General features: G+C 69.7%; 16 protein-coding genes. 7 read left to right on the forward strand and 9 right to left on the reverse strand.

The window, feature by feature from the left end; genetic code table 11:
* Window positions 1-262: 262 nt before the first annotated feature.
* From NQK35_RS07640 to NQK35_RS07650, 3 genes are read left to right on the forward strand one after another with little or no spacing between them, the layout of a single operon-like run.
* A complete protein-coding gene (locus tag NQK35_RS07640) occupies window positions 263-679 on the forward strand; it encodes a YbjN domain-containing protein (RefSeq protein ID WP_009212984.1) in 417 nt (138 codons plus the stop codon).
* The gene (locus tag NQK35_RS07645; protein WP_009212983.1) at window positions 676-1,164 is read left to right on the forward strand and encodes a YbjN domain-containing protein; all 489 of its coding nucleotides are present in this window, start codon (window positions 676-678) and stop codon (window positions 1,162-1,164) included. Before NQK35_RS07640 ends, NQK35_RS07645 begins: the two co-directional genes overlap by 4 nt.
* The gene (locus NQK35_RS07650; protein ID WP_257113766.1) at window positions 1,154-3,796 is read left to right on the forward strand and encodes a DEAD/DEAH box helicase; all 2,643 of its coding nucleotides are present in this window, start codon (window positions 1,154-1,156) and stop codon (window positions 3,794-3,796) included. Before NQK35_RS07645 ends, NQK35_RS07650 begins: the two co-directional genes overlap by 11 nt.
* A gap of 212 nt (window positions 3,797-4,008) precedes the next feature.
* Here the strand turns inward: NQK35_RS07650 and NQK35_RS07655 are convergent, their stop codons facing one another.
* The 8 genes from NQK35_RS07655 to NQK35_RS07685 all read right to left on the reverse strand — a co-directional run bounded on the left by NQK35_RS07655 (window position 4,009) and on the right by NQK35_RS07685 (window position 10,122).
* Window positions 4,009-4,887 carry a carbohydrate kinase family protein gene (locus NQK35_RS07655; protein ID WP_373567094.1) on the reverse strand — a complete coding sequence of 293 codons (879 nt, stop codon included), beginning with the start codon at window positions 4,885-4,887 and terminating at the stop codon, window positions 4,009-4,011.
* On the reverse strand, window positions 4,775-5,383 hold the full coding sequence (locus tag NQK35_RS10625) for a DDE-type integrase/transposase/recombinase (RefSeq protein ID WP_373567095.1): 609 nt from the start codon (window positions 5,381-5,383) through the stop codon (window positions 4,775-4,777). Before NQK35_RS10625 ends, NQK35_RS07655 begins: the two co-directional genes overlap by 113 nt.
* 230 nt (window positions 5,384-5,613) lie before the next feature.
* A complete protein-coding gene (locus NQK35_RS07660) occupies window positions 5,614-5,994 on the reverse strand; it encodes an Rv3654c family TadE-like protein (RefSeq protein ID WP_257113768.1) in 381 nt (126 codons plus the stop codon).
* Window positions 5,991-6,329, reverse strand: coding sequence for a TadE/TadG family type IV pilus assembly protein (locus tag NQK35_RS07665; protein WP_257113769.1), 339 nt, complete (start codon window positions 6,327-6,329; stop codon window positions 5,991-5,993). The genes NQK35_RS07660 and NQK35_RS07665 overlap by 4 nt, the downstream gene beginning before the upstream one ends.
* Window positions 6,326-6,601 carry a DUF4244 domain-containing protein gene (locus NQK35_RS07670; protein WP_257113770.1) on the reverse strand — a complete coding sequence of 92 codons (276 nt, stop codon included), beginning with the start codon at window positions 6,599-6,601 and terminating at the stop codon, window positions 6,326-6,328. The genes NQK35_RS07665 and NQK35_RS07670 overlap by 4 nt, the downstream gene beginning before the upstream one ends.
* A gap of 134 nt (window positions 6,602-6,735) precedes the next feature.
* Window positions 6,736-8,013, reverse strand: coding sequence for a type II secretion system F family protein (locus NQK35_RS07675; RefSeq protein ID WP_257113771.1), 1,278 nt, complete (start codon window positions 8,011-8,013; stop codon window positions 6,736-6,738).
* The gene (locus NQK35_RS07680; protein WP_257113772.1) at window positions 8,010-9,122 is read right to left on the reverse strand and encodes a TadA family conjugal transfer-associated ATPase; all 1,113 of its coding nucleotides are present in this window, start codon (window positions 9,120-9,122) and stop codon (window positions 8,010-8,012) included. The genes NQK35_RS07675 and NQK35_RS07680 overlap by 4 nt, the downstream gene beginning before the upstream one ends.
* Complete coding sequence (locus NQK35_RS07685) at window positions 9,115-10,122, reverse strand: hypothetical protein (RefSeq protein WP_257113773.1); 1,008 nt, start codon at window positions 10,120-10,122, stop codon at window positions 9,115-9,117. The genes NQK35_RS07680 and NQK35_RS07685 overlap by 8 nt, the downstream gene beginning before the upstream one ends.
* A gap of 143 nt (window positions 10,123-10,265) precedes the next feature.
* On the opposite strand from NQK35_RS07685, the gene NQK35_RS07690 reads away from it, so the two are divergent.
* A complete protein-coding gene (locus NQK35_RS07690) occupies window positions 10,266-11,048 on the forward strand; it encodes an HAD family hydrolase (protein WP_009212972.1) in 783 nt (260 codons plus the stop codon).
* On the opposite strand, the gene NQK35_RS07695 is transcribed toward NQK35_RS07690, so the two are convergent.
* Complete coding sequence (locus tag NQK35_RS07695) at window positions 11,045-11,881, reverse strand: hypothetical protein (RefSeq protein ID WP_257113774.1); 837 nt, start codon at window positions 11,879-11,881, stop codon at window positions 11,045-11,047. The two genes, NQK35_RS07690 and NQK35_RS07695, sit on opposite strands and share 4 nt — an antisense overlap.
* A 17-nt stretch (window positions 11,882-11,898) precedes the next feature.
* Here NQK35_RS07695 and NQK35_RS07700 point away from each other — a divergent pair, with 17 nt between their 5' ends.
* The 3 genes from NQK35_RS07700 to NQK35_RS07710 are packed head-to-tail and all read left to right on the forward strand — an operon-like array spanning window position 11,899 to window position 16,088.
* Window positions 11,899-12,828: a hypothetical protein gene (locus tag NQK35_RS07700; RefSeq protein ID WP_257113775.1), complete on the forward strand. Its 930-nt coding sequence runs from the start codon at window positions 11,899-11,901 to the stop codon at window positions 12,826-12,828.
* A gap of 54 nt (window positions 12,829-12,882) precedes the next feature.
* Entirely contained in the window at window positions 12,883-15,195 is a 2,313-nt protein-coding gene (locus NQK35_RS07705; protein WP_257113776.1) for a hypothetical protein, read from the forward strand.
* Window positions 15,192-16,088, forward strand: coding sequence for an alpha/beta fold hydrolase (locus tag NQK35_RS07710; protein WP_257113777.1), 897 nt, complete (start codon window positions 15,192-15,194; stop codon window positions 16,086-16,088). The genes NQK35_RS07705 and NQK35_RS07710 overlap by 4 nt, the downstream gene beginning before the upstream one ends.
* Window positions 16,089-16,154 lie beyond the last annotated feature (66 nt).

The raw sequence follows: 16,154 nt of genomic DNA on the forward strand, positions 1-16,154 counted from the left end.
CCGGGATGAGCGGGTGGTTTCTGCGTGGCCTTTTGCTTGTCATGGACCGCACCGCACGCATCGGCCCCGCCCGGCGCGACCCGGTTCGTCGTCGAAGCGGCCCGCGGTCCACGCCCGCCAGGGCGGCCAATACGAGGCGACCGAGGTGGGCGCGCGCCGTGCGTGGGGCTCGGTTAGAGTGGGGGTGTCCAAATCTGTACGTTCAACGCGGGAGTTGTCAGTGGCTTCTTCTTCACCTGTCAGCACCGATCGCATCCGAGACTTGCTCAGGTCTCGGGACGTGCGTTTTGGCGACTACAACGAGGGCGAGCTGGCGTATCTGATGCCGAACGCGGCGTTCTTTTGGAATGCAACGAATCCTCAGATTCTTCAGCTGCGCGCGCAGTGGCGGGGCATCGCCCGCACGCCCGAGCAGTTCGGCGAGCTGGCTCGCGAGGTCGCGACCTGCAATTCGACGCGCACGGGTCCGAAGGCGTACGTGGCTCCGCTCGAGGACGGCACGCAGTACGGCCTGATCGCCGAGTGCAACATCGTCGTGCTCTCGGGCCTCACCCAGGCTCAGTTGGACAACTTCTTCGAGACATCGATGTCGATGATCATGGGCTTCTTTGCGGACCTTGAGGTGGCATTGCCCGATTTCGTGGATTGGGACAGCCAGGATCGGAGGCCCCTGCGATGAACGTTCCCTACCTCGTTCCCGAGGACGAGGAAACTCCCTATCCCGCCGACTTCGAGCGGGTCGTATCGGCCGTGCGCTCGATGGGTTACGCGCTGGACGTGATCGAGTCCGGCCGCGCCGCGGGCGCGATCTTCGATGACATCCCGTTCCTCGTCTCCTTTGACGCGGCCGGGCGTTTCCTGTCGATTCGGGCGGTGTGGGACACGGGCATGGAACCCGCGAGCGCCGAGTCGGCGCTGTTCGCGACGGCGGACAACTGGAACCGTGAGAAGTACTTCCCGACCGTGTACACCGCGGTATCTCCCGAGGGCAAGCTGGGCGTCTACGCGGACTTCGTCGTGGACACGGAAGCCGGCCTGTCCGACGTGCAGCTGCGCGACGCGATTTCGTCGGGTATTTCGACGGGGATCGCCGCCATCCGGTACGTGAAAGAATCCGCCTCCGAGACGCTGGGGTGGGCGGTCACCGGCTCGGATGAGCACTGATCAAGGCCCTTCGGGCCCCTCCCCATCAGACCTGCTGGACGTCTTGAGGCGCTTGAGCGCCAACGACGATCGCCTCCTGGGCAGCGTGACCCTCCCGGGCCGTTGCGCCCAGTTCGCATCGTGGCCGTCGTGGGTCTGCCCCGCAGTCGTGGAGGCATGGCGTCGGCGGGGGGTCGCGAGGCCCTGGACTCACCAGCGTCGCGCCCTCGACGCACTGCGCGGCGGCTCCGACGTCGTGCTGGCGACGGGCACCGGTTCCGGCAAGTCGCTGGCCGCGTGGACCCCAATCCTCTCCGACCTCGTCGAGGCCGAGGAATCCTCCCGCATTTCGGCGATCCACCGTCGCCCAACGGCCCTGTACCTGGCCCCGACCAAGGCCCTCGCCGCTGATCAGCTGGCGTCACTGACGGCGCTGCTCGGCCAGGCCGCGCGCGCCACCGAGCGTGGCGCGCCGGAGCCCGACGGCGTCGATGAGCGCCTGAGACGCGTACGCGCCCAGTGCGTGGACGGCGACACGCCGCGCGAGGCCAAGGAGTGGGCGCGGGCGGGCGCGGACCTCGTCCTGTCGAACCCCGATTTCTTGCACCACGTCATGCTGCCCGCCCACCAGCGTTGGTCACGCTTCCTCGCATCGCTGCGCCTCATCGTCATCGACGAGGCGCACCATTGGCGAGGCGTGACCGGCTCGCACGTCGCCCTCCTCGTGCGCAGGCTCCTGCGCGTCGCACACCACCTGGGCGCGGATCCGAGGATCCTCATGCTCAGCGCGACCGTGCGCGACGCGCGGGCGGTGGGACGGGTGCTCACGGGGCGCGACCCGACCGCGGTCACCCAGGACGGTTCCCCCGTCGGCGAGCACGAGCTGGTCCTGTGGCAGGGGAGAGTAGTCGCCGACGCATCCGAGGTGGACATCTCCTCGTTCCTGGATGCCATCGACGCCCCGCCCGGCACCGCGACGCTGAGTGTTCCCCTCGTACGGCGCAGCGCCGGTGCGGAGGCCGCCGCTCTCGGCTGCGCGTTCGTCGAGGAGGGGGCGCGCCTGTTGGCCTTCGTCCGCTCGCGAGCCGGCGCCGAGGCCGTGGCCGCCCAGATCCGCGACCGCCTGTCATCACATGCCTCGCCCCTGGCGGGCAGGGTGGGCGCCTACCGGGGCGGGTACCTGCCCGAGGAGCGGCGCGCCCTCGAAGACGCGATCCGGACGGGGGCTGTGCGGGCGCTGGCGACCACCTCGGCCCTGGAGATGGGGTTGGACATCTCGGGACTGGATGCGACCCTGACGGTGGGGTGGCCGGGAACGAGGGCGTCCCTGCGTCAGCAGATCGGCCGCGCGGGGCGCGCCGGCGCCCCGGGAACGTCGGTTCTCATCGCGTCGGACAATCCCCTGGACGCCTATCTCGTGCGCCACCCGGAGGAGATCCTCGGACAGGTCGAAGCCTGCGTCATTGACCCCGCGAATCCGTGGGTGTTGGCCCCGCACGTGGCGGCCGCGGCGGCGGAGTTACCGATCACGGCATCCGACAACGCCTACTTTGGCGAGCATTTGGAGGCTATCGCCGAACGCCTGAGGGCCGACGGATACCTCAGGCGCCGGCCGGCCGGCTACTTCTGGGATGCCACCCGTCCCGAGCGTCCCACCGACTTGACGGACCTGCGCGGCTCCTCCGGGGACGTTCAGATCGTTGAGGCGCGCGCCGGAGCGGTCGTTGGCACCATCGACGAGGCCTCGGCCGATGCCCACGTGTTCCCCGGGGCGATCTACATCCACCAGGGACGCACCTTTCACGTCCTCAGCTTGTCCTCCCTCACCGAGCCCTGCGCTCCCGCCGCGCGGGGATGGCCGCATCTTCCGCTCGGGGCGAGCCCCGACCCGCTTGAGCGCGGCGTCGTCGAGCGGGAACACGGGGTCGAACGGGCGGAGGCGGTGTCCGAGGGGGCCGCACCCCTCATCGTCGCACCCCCACGTGGCCGCGACGCCCGGGTCGCCCTCGTCGAGGAGGTGCGTACCCCCTTGCGCACCCGCGCCTCCACGCACACGAGCGTCGAGGTGTGCGGCGTTGAGGAGTCCTACGCGAGCGGGGATGGGGCCGTCACCTGGCATCACGGCCCGACGAACGTGTCGACGCGGGTGACCGACTATGATCTGCTGCGATTGCCCGGGCTCGAGTTCATTCGCAACGTGGAGCTATCCCTCCCCACCCACACGCTTGCCACGAAGTCAACGTGGTTCACGCTCGCTCCGGTCGTGCTGAAAGCGGCGGGGATTGAGGCACGCGACCTTGCGGGAACGCTGCACGCGACCGAGCACGCGATGATCGGGATGCTGCCGGTGGTGACGACGTGCGATCGGTGGGACCTGGGTGGGCTATCGACCGAGCGACATGACGACACGGGTTTGCCCACGGTTTTCGTTCACGACGCGTTCCGAGGCGGGGCAGGGCACGCGCTCGCGGGGTACCGCAGCGCGCGCGAGTGGGTGACCGCGACCCTGGAGGCCGTCTCGTGCTGCGACTGCGAGTCGGGATGCCCGCGCTGCGTTCAGTCCCCCAAGTGTGGCAACGGCAACGAACCCCTTTCGAAGGCGGGTGCCCTGCGCCTGCTCGCCTACCTGCGTGATCGGGCGCCGGGAGCCTAGGCGGGTTCGTCGCCCTCACGCCGGTTGGCACCGGCCCGCACCCTGGCGCGCAGGATCGCCGATATTACAAGACATAGCCAGACTCGTCGCGTCTCATCGGGTCCTCAGCGCCTCCTGAATGACAGATTCGAGGGCTGAGCGCACCGCGTCCGATTTGAGGAAGCTCGGCGGTCCAGTATCCGACATCATCCTGGGACATCTGGACCACACCGTCACCGAGCCAGAAGCCGCTCTAGCGTCTCAGCGTCGACAAAACTCGTGTGTGTCCCGAGGGTCCCGCACGCCCAGGCGCCACCCACCGCGCCCGCGCGGGCGGCCCCGAAGACATCGCCGTGGTCCAAGTAGTGGCACAGAAAAGCCGCCACAAAACTGTCGCCAGCCCCGTTGCTATCCACGACCGGACGACCGGGAATAGAGATCGGGCTGATCCGCAGTGGCAACTCGTCCGACCGTTGCCACACACGGGCGCCCTCACTCCCGGCCATCACCACCACGAACTGGGCACGCCCTCGGGCGAAAACGTCTGCGACCACACCGGACTCGTCCCTTAGCGCCGCGGCTGACACAAAGACGTAGTCGGCACCATAGGCAAAATCCTTGTGATAGTCGGCAACACCATCCCAGTCATGCAGGTCGGTCGACGTCGACCGACCTGCGGCAACAGCGTCCCGCAAGGCGTACCTCGCCCAGTTCATGATTGAGACGTGCACGTGACGGGACCTCTCGATGCCTTCGCGCCACAGCGACGAATCGGGAATAAACTCGAACGGATGTCGTGGATCGTACAGGGACATGCGCTGCCCTTCCTCGGTCACCAAATTCACCGAGCGTCGCGTGCCGCTGATGTGCGTGACGAATGTTATCGGGATCCCAGCAGCTGAGTAAGCGTCCTGGATGAGCCGACCTTCAGCGTCATCTCCGATCACGTCCGCCATGGCGGAGGTGCGGCCAAGCGTGTGGACACCGAAGGCCACGCCGTTACCCGTGTGACCCACGACGGTCACGATGGGCGGAACCATCATGGAATCCACAACAGGGAGGGGCAAGGATTTCACTCGGACAATGTGATCGACTCCCACGCCGCCTACCACCAGAACATCTGCCTGAGTCATTTTCTCTCCATTTTCTTTCACGTGGGTTCAGCCCACACTGAACTGCTGGGTGTTTTTCGGACAGTGCTTGTTTGTGTTTCAGGCTGCATTCGTTAAGTCCAGGAAATCGCTTTCGACCCCGTCGGGAATGCGACACCCTAGAGTTGGGTGGAGACGAGTACGACTGTATCTCAGTTCGATCCACGAGGCGATATCCTTGATCGCCCTGTCCTTCGTGGGATAGACCATTCGGTGAGCCCTCTCGTTCTTGCGCGTAGCGTTGAATGACTGAAGCCCAAGCGTTGTCCCAGCACACCCCCGTACGCCCCACTGACGGGCGAATACCATAGGACTTGAGGCGATCCAGGAACCTCTGGGACGTGTACTGCTTCCCCGTGTCGGAGTGAAAGATCGTCACACACTCCTCGACCGGGCATCTCCTGACCGACATGTCAATGGCCTGGCACACCAGGGAGGTGTGCATGTGGTCGGCCATCGCATAACCGGCCCGCGCGGCCACCCCCCGGTAGGCGCGCCGCACAGACTCGAAGGGGCCGACCCTGAGGCCGACCCCTTCGAGTATCCCATCAACACAGTGCAAGTCTTCCGATGCGCTCCCTTTCTTGGCCACCCTTTGTGGGTGTTGCCCTTGGCTTGATGACTCCTAATGTAGGGGCCCCACCTGTGGGAAGCATTGAACGAAGCTGGCAATTCCCTGTGAATTTCTTACCCACCGGTCCCGGCCCGCGCCCTGGCGCGCAGGATCGCCGGTACTCCAACGATTCGGATGCTGGAGGAGACCTCCACCAGGCAGTCGCTTCCCCTCACCTCGCAGGACTGTACAATCGCCCCGTTGGCCCGGGCCACGGAGGAGGCGGACGCGCACGGCCGCTCCCCCACGTCTTCCCAGGCTGCGGTGGCCGCCTGCTCCGCCCCCGCCAGGGACGCCACGTCGGCGACGGCCTGCAGTCGCACGGAGGCGCTGCGCGCCGCGCCGACGCCACCGAGGGTCACCGCCAGGAGTATGCACAGGACGATCATGGCCAGGCAGTTGACGGTTCCCGATCCCTCCTCGCCCGCGCGCAGGCGCGCCGCCGCGGCTCTCACGGCAGGTTCCCCTCGTCGAGCGTGGTGACCGTGCAGCGGGCCACGCCCCCCGACCAGCCCAACACGCCGCGGTAGGGGGCACTTCCGGCGACACTCACCCATCCACCCGAGCGCGTCACAGCGTAGGTTCCCGGCGCGTACGCCGCCCGCGCTGCCGCCTGCGGATCCTGCGCACCGGTAGATGCTGCTCTGGCTCCTTCACGAACCGCCTGACACAGGGACGATCCGGTGATTCCCGCCTGAGCAACCGCTACGATGACGCCAATCATCAGGGTGACAGCAACGAACCCAACGGCGTGCTCGACGGTGACATAGCCAGACTCGTCGCGTCTCATCGGGTCCTCAGCGCCTCCTGAATGACAGATTCGAGGGCTGAGCGCACCGCGTCCGATTTGAGGATCACGATGAGTAGTCCCGCGAACCCAGCGGCCGCAATGGTGCCGATCGCATACTCGACCGTGGTAGCCCCCGCCTCCGGATCATGCCGCCCTGAGCGGGCCTCGTCGGTGTCGGCGTCCCCCAGTCGGCGCACCGCCGCCACGAAACGACCGCGCGCGGCGAGCTGGACGCCCAGCGCCGCCAGGTTGATTCGATCGATGATCGTCATTGGTCTGTCCTTTCCTCGTGCGCGCCCCTCGGCGTGCACGCCCAGTGTGAGTCCCTCCACCGCCTGCCCACCATGGGGCCAGGAGGATCTGTGGATATCCGGTGGGAGCACTTCCTTCCTGTGGATGCGCCCGTCTACATGTCGATTCCGGCCATCAGGTAGGCCAGGAGGGGGCCGATCCCCAGCGCGAGGAATGCGGGCAGGAAAAACAACCCCAGGGGAGCGACCAGGCGGACGCCGAGCTCCTCGGCTTTGGTCTTCGCGTCGGCGAGGCGCATCCGGCGCTCCCATGCGGCGCAGCGAGCCAACATCAACTCGGGGGCGGCGCCGCAGGTCCACGCGGCCTCGAGGGCGTCGCGCAGCGGATGAGCCCATCCGGGCGCCTCCTCCCAGGCCTCGGCCCAGGAGACCCCGAGCCGCAGGGAGGCGGCCGTCCAGGCCAGGGTTTCCGTCTCGCAGGCCGATGCGAGGCAGCCAAGCACCCGGGGAATGGCCGCCCCGCTGGCCAGTCCCGAGGCGGCCAGGTCGCACGCGAGGGCGGAGTCCACCTCCTCGCGAACTCGCGCGCACGCCGAGAGAATCCTGTGGCACGAGGCGATTCCCGCGCCCCACGCTGCAGCCCCGACGGCGGCACACAGGCTTCCGGCCCCTCCTCCCGTGTAGAAGGCCCACGGGGAGGCTCCCAGCGAGTATGCCGCGACGATGCCGACGAGGGGAAGGGCGCTCAGGACGCGGGCGGACATGAGGGGGCCCGCGGAGGCCACTCGCCGCGCCTCGGCGACCGCTTGAGCATCGTCGATCGCTCCCCCAATGGCATCGAGGACATCGGCCAGGGGCGCACCGAGCCGGTGACTGTATCGGCAGGCCACAACGATGGAGAAGGCGCTGGAACGAGCGGCATCGGGGGAGCGCGAGCGCGCGGAGGGAAGGCTCCAGCCGCCCTGGGTTCTCGCCCACTGTGCAACGATGCGGGGACAGGAGTCCTGGCCCTGCTCTTCGGCGCCGCCCGCACCGATCCTGCCCAACGCGAGCCGCCAGGCCTCGGCCGCGGGGGACCCCGAACGGAGCCTGGTGGAGACTTCCGCAACCAGGAGCGACAGTTCCCGGGGCGTTGGAGGCCCCTGCGCCCGCCCCCTGTGCCGCCCCGATCCCGCGCCGATCAGGCGGCCACTCGCTGTACCCCCCGACTGAGCGTCGACCTCCCGTTTCGCGCCTCCCGCAGCGCTACGCGCCCACGCGCGCACGATGCGCCGCTCGCGTGCGCCCCGCACGGCGCTCGCCGCGGCTCCGGTCAGAGACCCCAGGACGCACACCCCGAGGGAGATGGCCACGGCGATCCAACCGGCCGATTCGAAGCGGTGAACCACCGCCGCACCCGTGGATGCGGTCAACGCCCCTACCCACCAGCTCATAGCCCCACCCGCCCCGCCAGGGATGTCCACGCCTCGTGGTCGCGGACAGTACCGTCGTCGCTGGAGGTGAGCGCGGGAACGCACTCGAGGATATCGCCCGCCTTCGTGAGGACCCCCACCTCGACCACCCGCCGGTGCCCGCGCTGGTCACGCTTCATGTGCAGGATCGCGTCGAGGGCACTGGCCGCCTGGGCGGCAACCGCCGACTCGCTCATGCCCGCGAGCGCGCCGAGGGCTGCGAGCCGAGCGGGCACCTCGCGCACGCCGTTGGCATGCAGGGTTGCCCACCCCCCGTCGTGGCCCGTGTTGAGGGCGGTGAGCACGTCTCGGACCTCCGGGCCTCGGCATTCCCCCAGGACGAGGCGGTCGGGGCGCATGCGCATCGCGGCACGCACCAGGTCCGCGAGGGTGACGCTCCCTCGCCCCTCGACGTTTGGCTTGCGTTCGATGAGGTGGACGCAGTGCGGGTGCGCGGGCGCGATCTCGGGTACCTCCTCGATGCACACGATCCTCTCGCCCGCAGGAACCAGCGCGAGCGCGGCGCCCAGGAGCGTCGTCTTTCCGCTGCCGGTGGCACCGGAGACGAGAACGTTGGAGCGGGAGGCGACCAGGGCACGCACGAGCGGGCCAACGGGCCCCGGGAGGGTACCCCGCCCCTCGAGGTCGCCGATCCGCAGGCGGGACTTACCGAGTATCCGCAGCGACACGAGGGTTCCAGAGCCCGAGACGGGCGCCAGCACCGCGTGCATGCGCACCCCGCCCGGGAGGGTCCCGTCCGCGATCGGGCTGGCGTCGTCCAGGCGCACCCCGCACGCCGACGCCATGCGGATCGCCAGCCGCGTTGCCTCGGAAGGCTCGGCGATCCCCGCGTCGGTGCGCACGAGGCCGCCTCCCCTGTCCACCCACGCCTGCGTGCCGTTGATGAGCACGTCGGTGACCGAGGGGTCATCCAGTATCGAGGCCAGGGCGAGGGTCATTCCGCGCTGCCGCGCTCGTAGGGTGTCGAGGGCGCGGGCCGCCTCGCTCGCGCCGCATCCGGGGCGGGAGGCGGTTGCGGCGGCGAGGGCAGGGGAGGTGCCCCGGGCGAGGAGTCGCAGCGCGTTACGCATGAGCAGTCTCTCCCCGGCGGAGACGGGGCGCGGAGCGCTCGGCCCGATCTCGGGTGCCGGAAGCGTCCGAGAGGGCTTGGCGCAGCGCTCGCAGGTCCTTCCCGGGGCGCCTCGGTGCGCGCAGGATCGGTGTGGGAGCGCAGTGGGCCAGTCCCCGGCTGCGCCCGCGACGTGCGTTCACGAGGGTGATGGCCGGGCAGGGCGGAGGCGCGACCGAGAGAGCGACGGCCATAGCGGCGGCGCCCTCCAGGTCGCCTCTCGTCACGAGGACGAGGGCGTGAGCTCCGATGGCCCGAACGCATCGCGCCGCAGCGCGGTTCCATCGTCCGGCGTCCACGATGAGGGGGCCGTCGATCGATCGGCACGCCGCCTCCACCCTGGGATCGTCGGCCTGGGCGCCACCGCGCCCATCTCCCACGAGGCAAGCAACTCCGTTGAGCACGGGAAGCTGGCCGCGCAGGGAGGGCAGGTAGGAGTCCTCGCAGGCATCGAGGTCGGCCCAACGCACCCCCGGGACGCAGTGGTCGCGGGCCTTGGCAAGACCCGGCACCGACCCCGATGCGTCGACGAGGACGGGCGCCGCGTCGGCCGGACTCGTCGGCGCGGCGCGGCGAAAGAGCGACGTCCTTGCCCACCCGGACCACGATGGACGACGAGCGAGCAGGCGCACGACGCTGGTGACCCCCACTCCCCCGGCGATCCCAGCCACCACCCACGTCGGACCCGACCGGCGCGCGAGCCGGGACGCCTCGGCGATGAGGGAGACAAGGAGGGCGGTGTCCCGAGGAAGGCTCACCTGCCCCGCGTCCCCGACGCGGACGCAGGGCACACCCGCTGGCACCGGGGTGCCGGGAGCGGCCAGCGTGAGCACCGCGTCGGTGGGGTCCGCGCACGTCGTCACCCCCGCGAGGACGGCTGCGTCGTGAGCGCATTCGAGGTCGGGTGGGGCGAGGCCGACGAGGGCGACCGGGCCTCGAATCGGCATGGGGTCGGCGTTCATGGGTCCACCGTGCGCCCGCTCGCCCGTGCCCGTCCAAGCGCGACCCCCTCCCCTGTGGACAACGCCGACACAAGGTGTCACGCTGTGAACGAAGAGGTCCGATGGGGGGCCCGCCCACACCTACCGAGGCTGGAGTGATTGCGATGGCACGCGCGGCATTTTTCGACCTGGATAAGACGATCCTCGATACGTCATCGAACGTGGCGCTCTCTGGGCCGTTCATCGAGGCCGGCCTGATGAGCCGACGCGCCGCCGTCGCCTCCGTGCTGGTTCACCTTCCCTACCTGCTCTCGGGGGCCGACGAGTCGCGCATGCAGCAGATGGCCGACGCGATGGGACGCATGGCGCGCGGATGGGACGCGGCCTTCCTGGAGGCCACCGTCGAAGACGCCCTCGAGAAAACGATCGCGCCCGTCTGCTACGCCCAGGCGCTGCAGCGCATCGAGCAGCACAAGCGCGCCGGCGACGTCATCGTTATCGCGTCGGCGTCGGTCGAGCAGGTGGTTCGCCCCATCGCCAAGATGCTCGGAGCGGACGAGGTTCTGGCCTCGTGCGCGGCCGTCGACGAGGACGGTTGCTTCACGGGCGAGGTCACCCACTTCAACCAGGCGCAGGGGAAGGCGGACGCCTGCGAGGCACTGGCCGCAGCGCGCGGATGGGATCTCACCCAGTGCTACGCCTACTCGGATTCCGTGTCGGACGCGCCTCTGCTACGCCTGGTCGGGCACCCCTTCGCCGTCAATCCGGACCGTGCCCTGCGGGAGATGGCTGAGAACGAGGGCTGGCCGATCCTGACCTTCATGTCCACGGTCCGGGTGCTACCCCGGCGGGTTCCCACGGCTGCGAAGATCGCGCTTCCCTTCGCTGCGGGCGTCGCCACGGGCGTGGCTGCCTGCGCGCTCGTGCGTCGCCGCTTGGGCCGCTAGGCGAGCCTTCCCGCCTGGACGTGCCGGGCGACGTCGCGACCCACCCGTGCGCCGTAGACGACGCCCGCACAGTAGTGGGTGATCCACCTGGCCAGGCCTGCCTCGTCCGCGCTGACCCACCCCGCCAGGGCGCGGCCCGCTCGAGCCGGGTCCACCGCATCGTACGCTCCCGGCACGCACACGCCGGTGGGGTCGACGCCCCTCGTGACGAGGATCCACCGCGCCACGCCCGCGCCCACCGCGCACGAGGCCGGCTCGAAGACGCGCCGGAACCGGAAGTGTGCGCTCAGGGCAGCCGCGACCGCGAGCGCGGGCGCATCGCAGCGCGCGTAGGCGAGGGCGGGGGCCAGGAGGGAGGGATCCGTTGGGACGGCGACGGAGGACGTGGGCACGAGGCCGACCGCGACCAAGGCCGAGCACGCGTCTCGGTGCAGTCCGGCGATGAGAGACGGGAGGGGCACAGAGGGGGTGCGCGGGCGGGCGGCAGATCGGGCGTTGAGCGGGGGGAAGCGCGACGCGAGGCTCCACTGGGAGCGCCAGATGCCGCACGCGAGGGCGGACGCCGGGTCCGAGGAGGGGCCGCCTCGATCACTCATGGACGCGGCTCGCACGTCGTCGACGCTCGTGCGCGCTCCTTCGATGATCGCCAGGGCGGCCGCCTCGCGGATGGATGCCTCGGCGCGTGCTTCCTGCCAGCCGCGACGCAGACCCTCGGAGAAACGCAGGTCGGCGAGGGAGGCGTGAGCCTCCTCCATCGCGGAGGCGACGTCGGCGCGCGCGGCCGCGGCGCGCAGGATGCCAGGCGCCGGATCGACGAGGGCTTCGATACTCACCCCTCTACACTAGGGGCATGACGCTTCTGCAGCATCGAAACTTCTCCGCGCGCCTGCGCTCGGGTCTGTTCGCGTTCTTTTTCGCACCGATGTCCCTCGTGTTCCTGGGGTCGTCAATGGTCGACGTGCAGGCCCTCGCCGCCGTCGGCCAACCGCTGGCGTCCGTGGAAGGCCTGATCGGCATGGCGCTGGCGTCACTGTTGCTGGCGCTCATCGCACTCAACTGTGAGGAGTCCAGCGCGGGCATGGTGGTCACGTTCGCATGGTCGATCGCGGTGGGGGTCGCCCAGCTTGCGGGGGTCGCCCGCATCCCGCTGCTGATGAGGTCATCCGTGGGCTCCAGTGACATGGCCGCCGGGGTCGCTTGGTGCCTGTATCCGGCGTGTCTGTCGCTGATGCTCGGGGCGTGCGCGCTGACGATTAAGTCGGTGCGTGTTCGGGCGGGGAAGGAAACGCGCATGCCACTGGCGCGCGTACACCGCCACGCCTTTGGGACAACGGTTGCCATTCCCGCGGCCATCGCGGCGGGATTCTTGATGATCGTCGCCGCTCCCTCCGATTCGACGAACGTGGCGGCCATGGGCCTGGAGGGGGTGCTCGCCACCTACACGACGCCCCCGTGGTTTGCCCTGGCCGCGGCCCTCGCCCTCGCCCTCGTCGCGGTGAGCGCACGCTGGTCGATTACGGGCGCTCAGGTGGCGGCGTGGATCGTTCTCGTGCTTCCCGCCTACGTGGTGCTTCCGGTGTGGGCCTCCCTCACGGGAAACGTGATCGTTCCGGGTACCTCGATCATCACCAGGATAGCCCTGGCGTCTCCGCCGCTGGCGGCGCTCGGAATGGCGACGGGTTGCGCGTCCCTGGGGGTCTTCTGGGCTCGCCTACGTGCCGCAAAGATTCGGGATTCCGCGGCGGAATCGACGGCGAATGAGGGGCCTGCCGGGAACTAATGCGCGCGAGCGTCCGCTAGGCTCGTAATATGTGGGCAGAAACAAGGAGGAAGCATGTCCGAGAACGACTTTGATGTCCAGCGTCAGCGCGCCCAGGACGAGCGCGACGACCTGGTGCTCACCGGCGAGGAGATCGAGCTGCCGGGTGAGGACTCCGACGCCTCGGCGATCATCGGCGAGTCCAGCGCGCCCATTCACACGGGCGAGATCGAGTCGGTCGCGATCGGCGGCCTGACCGGACGGGTTCCGGCGGCTGCTCCGCTCAAGCCCGCGATCGAGGATCGTATCTCGACGGGCGAACTTCCCGTCGTCCCGCCCGTAGCCGGCGCCACCGACGCTTCCTCCGACGACACGGAGACGGCGGCCGAGGCCGCGCGAGAGCAGGCAGATGCGCCCGCCCCGGACTCGCCCGCAGACGAGCCGGACTCTCCCGCTCCCACGCCTTCCGCCGAATCGGAGCCCTCGGAGGAGCCCACCCCGAGCGTTGAGGCCTCCGCCGACGCTTCCGGTCACGCCGAGGCCGATGCTTCCGATGAGAGCCCAGAGCCGGAACCCGCAGGCAACGCCCCGGCCGAAGACGCTGAGACCCGGGCGACTCCGGGTAGCCCGGTGTCCTCCGCGGGATCGCCCGTGACGGAGGGGTCCGCCTCGCCGAACGAGGAACCCGCAGCGGTCGAGGAGTCCCCCGCCGAGCAGGCCTCCATCGAAGAGACTGCGTCCCTGCCAACCCCGGAACCTTCGGCTCCGGCGAGCGGTGCCCGGGAAACACCGGCATCACCCATCGAGACGCAGAGCGCCCCCTCCGACGCTTCCTCACCGGATTCACGCCGCGAAGCCTCTGAACCCACAGAGAAGGCCGTTGAGCCCGCCGGGCAGGCCGGTGAGTCCACAGAACAGGCCGGTAAGCCCGCGGAACAGGCCGGTAAGCCCGCGGAACAGGCCGGTAAGCCCGCGGAGCAGGCCGGTGAGCCCGCGGAGCAGGCCGAGGACGCTACGACGGACGCCTCCCCCACGGACGTTCCCTTCTCATCGCTGGACACCTCGACACGCGAGGACGATGCGTCGACCGACGAGGCCACCGAAGACGCGGGCCATGCGGGAGGAGCCGCGGCGGAGGATCCCGGCGATGCGGCGCCGACGCATTCGCCCGTGATGACCCCCGCGCAGGCCGCCGCCATGCTGGGGTTGAATCTGGATGCCGCCCAGGATCGGCAGGCACCCAAGGCCACGACGGAAGCTCCCTCGACGCACTCCGAGGCGACTTCCCCCGACGCGCAGGCGCCGACAGAAGACGCATCGGGCGAGATCGGCGGCGCGGCCGCCACTCACTCGCTGCCCTCACGCCGCACGATTATCTTCGGCGACGAGCCCCCCGCAGCCTCGATCCCGCCGCTGGCCTCGTCGCCGACCGAGACGACCGCCGTGCGCGAGAACGCCGCCCTGCGCCCGTACCCCGCGGCCGACACCGCCGCCACGCAGGAGGAATCCACGGCGGGCGACGCACCGGCCTCCTTGACACGCGACGCCGATCCACTCCCCGCGCGAGACGCCGCGGGTTCGCCCGACACGGCCGGGGCAGACGAGACGACTCAGCTGCCCACCCACCCAGCCCCCGCCTCGTACTCCTTCGAGGATCAGGACGCCGCCGAGGCCGCCCGCCCGCGCCGCCGCTCGGTGCTTGCCGACGGCGACCGCGAAGCCGCGACGCTAGCCGCCATCGCGTCGGCAGGGCGCAGTGGGACGAACGCGGGCGGCGAGGCGCGCCTCGACGACGAGCTCTTTTCAGCTGCCCCGCAGGTCACGGAGATGCCCTCGCGGACGGGCGCTCACTGGATCTCGTTCCTGGGCTTCCTGCTCCTGACGCCCGTCGCTTGGTTCCTGGCCGCCGACGCCGGAGCCCGCATGACGCTGGCCGATTCCGCCCCCATGTACACGGGCATCGCCTCCTTCCAGGCGCTCGGCGAGCTGGCGGGCACCGTGCTCGTCTGCGTCATCCTCTTCGCCCTGGCGCGCCGTTCGTCCTTGGGCGCGTGGATCATGGGGGTCCTCACGCTCGCTGCCGGGCTGCCGTGGGTTCTCGCACCCGGCGTCACGGCCTCGTCGCTGCTGGGCGCGCTGACCTCACTGAGCCAGACCGGTCCGGTGGGCGCCAACCTGATGCACCACCTGCAGGCCTCCGGGTACTCCGGCCGCTTCGTCGTGGTGGGCGCGCTCCTCATGGGCGTCGCCTACGTCTCTCACTCGGCGCGCCGCGCCGGTCGCGCCGAGGAGGCACTGCGCACCTCGCTGGAGACCACCAACCCCGCGGAGGCCTTCTACTCCAAGCGCGCCCGCAAGCGCGCTGCGAAAGACACCGGCCGCAAGTGACGACGCTGATCCCCGCCAGCGCGATCGAGCTTGAGGGCCCCTGGACTCACCGCCACGTGAGCGCCGGCGGCGCCACCTTCCACGTCGCGGACATGGGCGAGGACATGGACCATGCGCTCGTCCTGCTCCACGGGTTCCCCGAGCACTGGTGGGCGTGGCGCGATGTCCTTCCGGTTTTGGCCGGGCGCACGCCCCGAGTCTTTGCCCTGGATCTGCGCGGCTTCGGCACCTCCGATCTGACACGCGGGGAGTGCGACCTGAGGCAGATGGCAAGCGACGTCATCGGAGTTGTCCGCGCCCTGGGCGTCTCCTCGTTTTCCGTCGCCGGCATGGGCATCGGCGGCACCGTCGCGTGGATGATCGGGGCGCTCAGCCCGCTGGAGCTGCGGTCGGTCGCCGTCCTGTCCGCCCCGCACCCCCTCGGGATCCAGCCCATTGTCGGCCGTGCGCCCTGGGCGGGGGGCCGCGTCCTGCGGGGGAGGCTCACGCTCCCAACCGGCAGGGAGCGATCGCTCCACAAGGGCTCGCTCGTGACCACGATGTACCGCGCGTGGGCCTCGCCCGCGAGCGTTGAGGCGCTGGTGTCCCAGTCGGGCCCCTACCGCGCCGCCCTGCGCCGTCCCTTCGCCGCTCACACGGCGTTGCGCGGCTTCACTTCCGCTCGCCGCCTCTCCCGATCGGTCAAACGCACCTTGTCGGAGCCGCTGCGGGTTCCCGTCCTCTCGCTTGTCGGCCACGATGACGGCGCCTGGTCCTCGCTCGATCATGCCGCCGACGCGCAGTTTGTCAACGCTCCACTGACACAGATTGTCATTCGCGAGGCCGGGCATTTCCTCCCCGAGGAGGCGCCGAAAGACGTCGCCGAGGCCCTCGCAAGGCACATCGGCGCATAGGTTCGACACCACATATTTCATTAGACGGCTCACACAACTCGCCGAATGAAACGCATTTCACCTGAT

This window comes from Schaalia odontolytica (assembly GCF_024584435.1).
Classification (GTDB): Bacteria; Actinomycetota; Actinomycetes; order Actinomycetales; family Actinomycetaceae; genus Pauljensenia.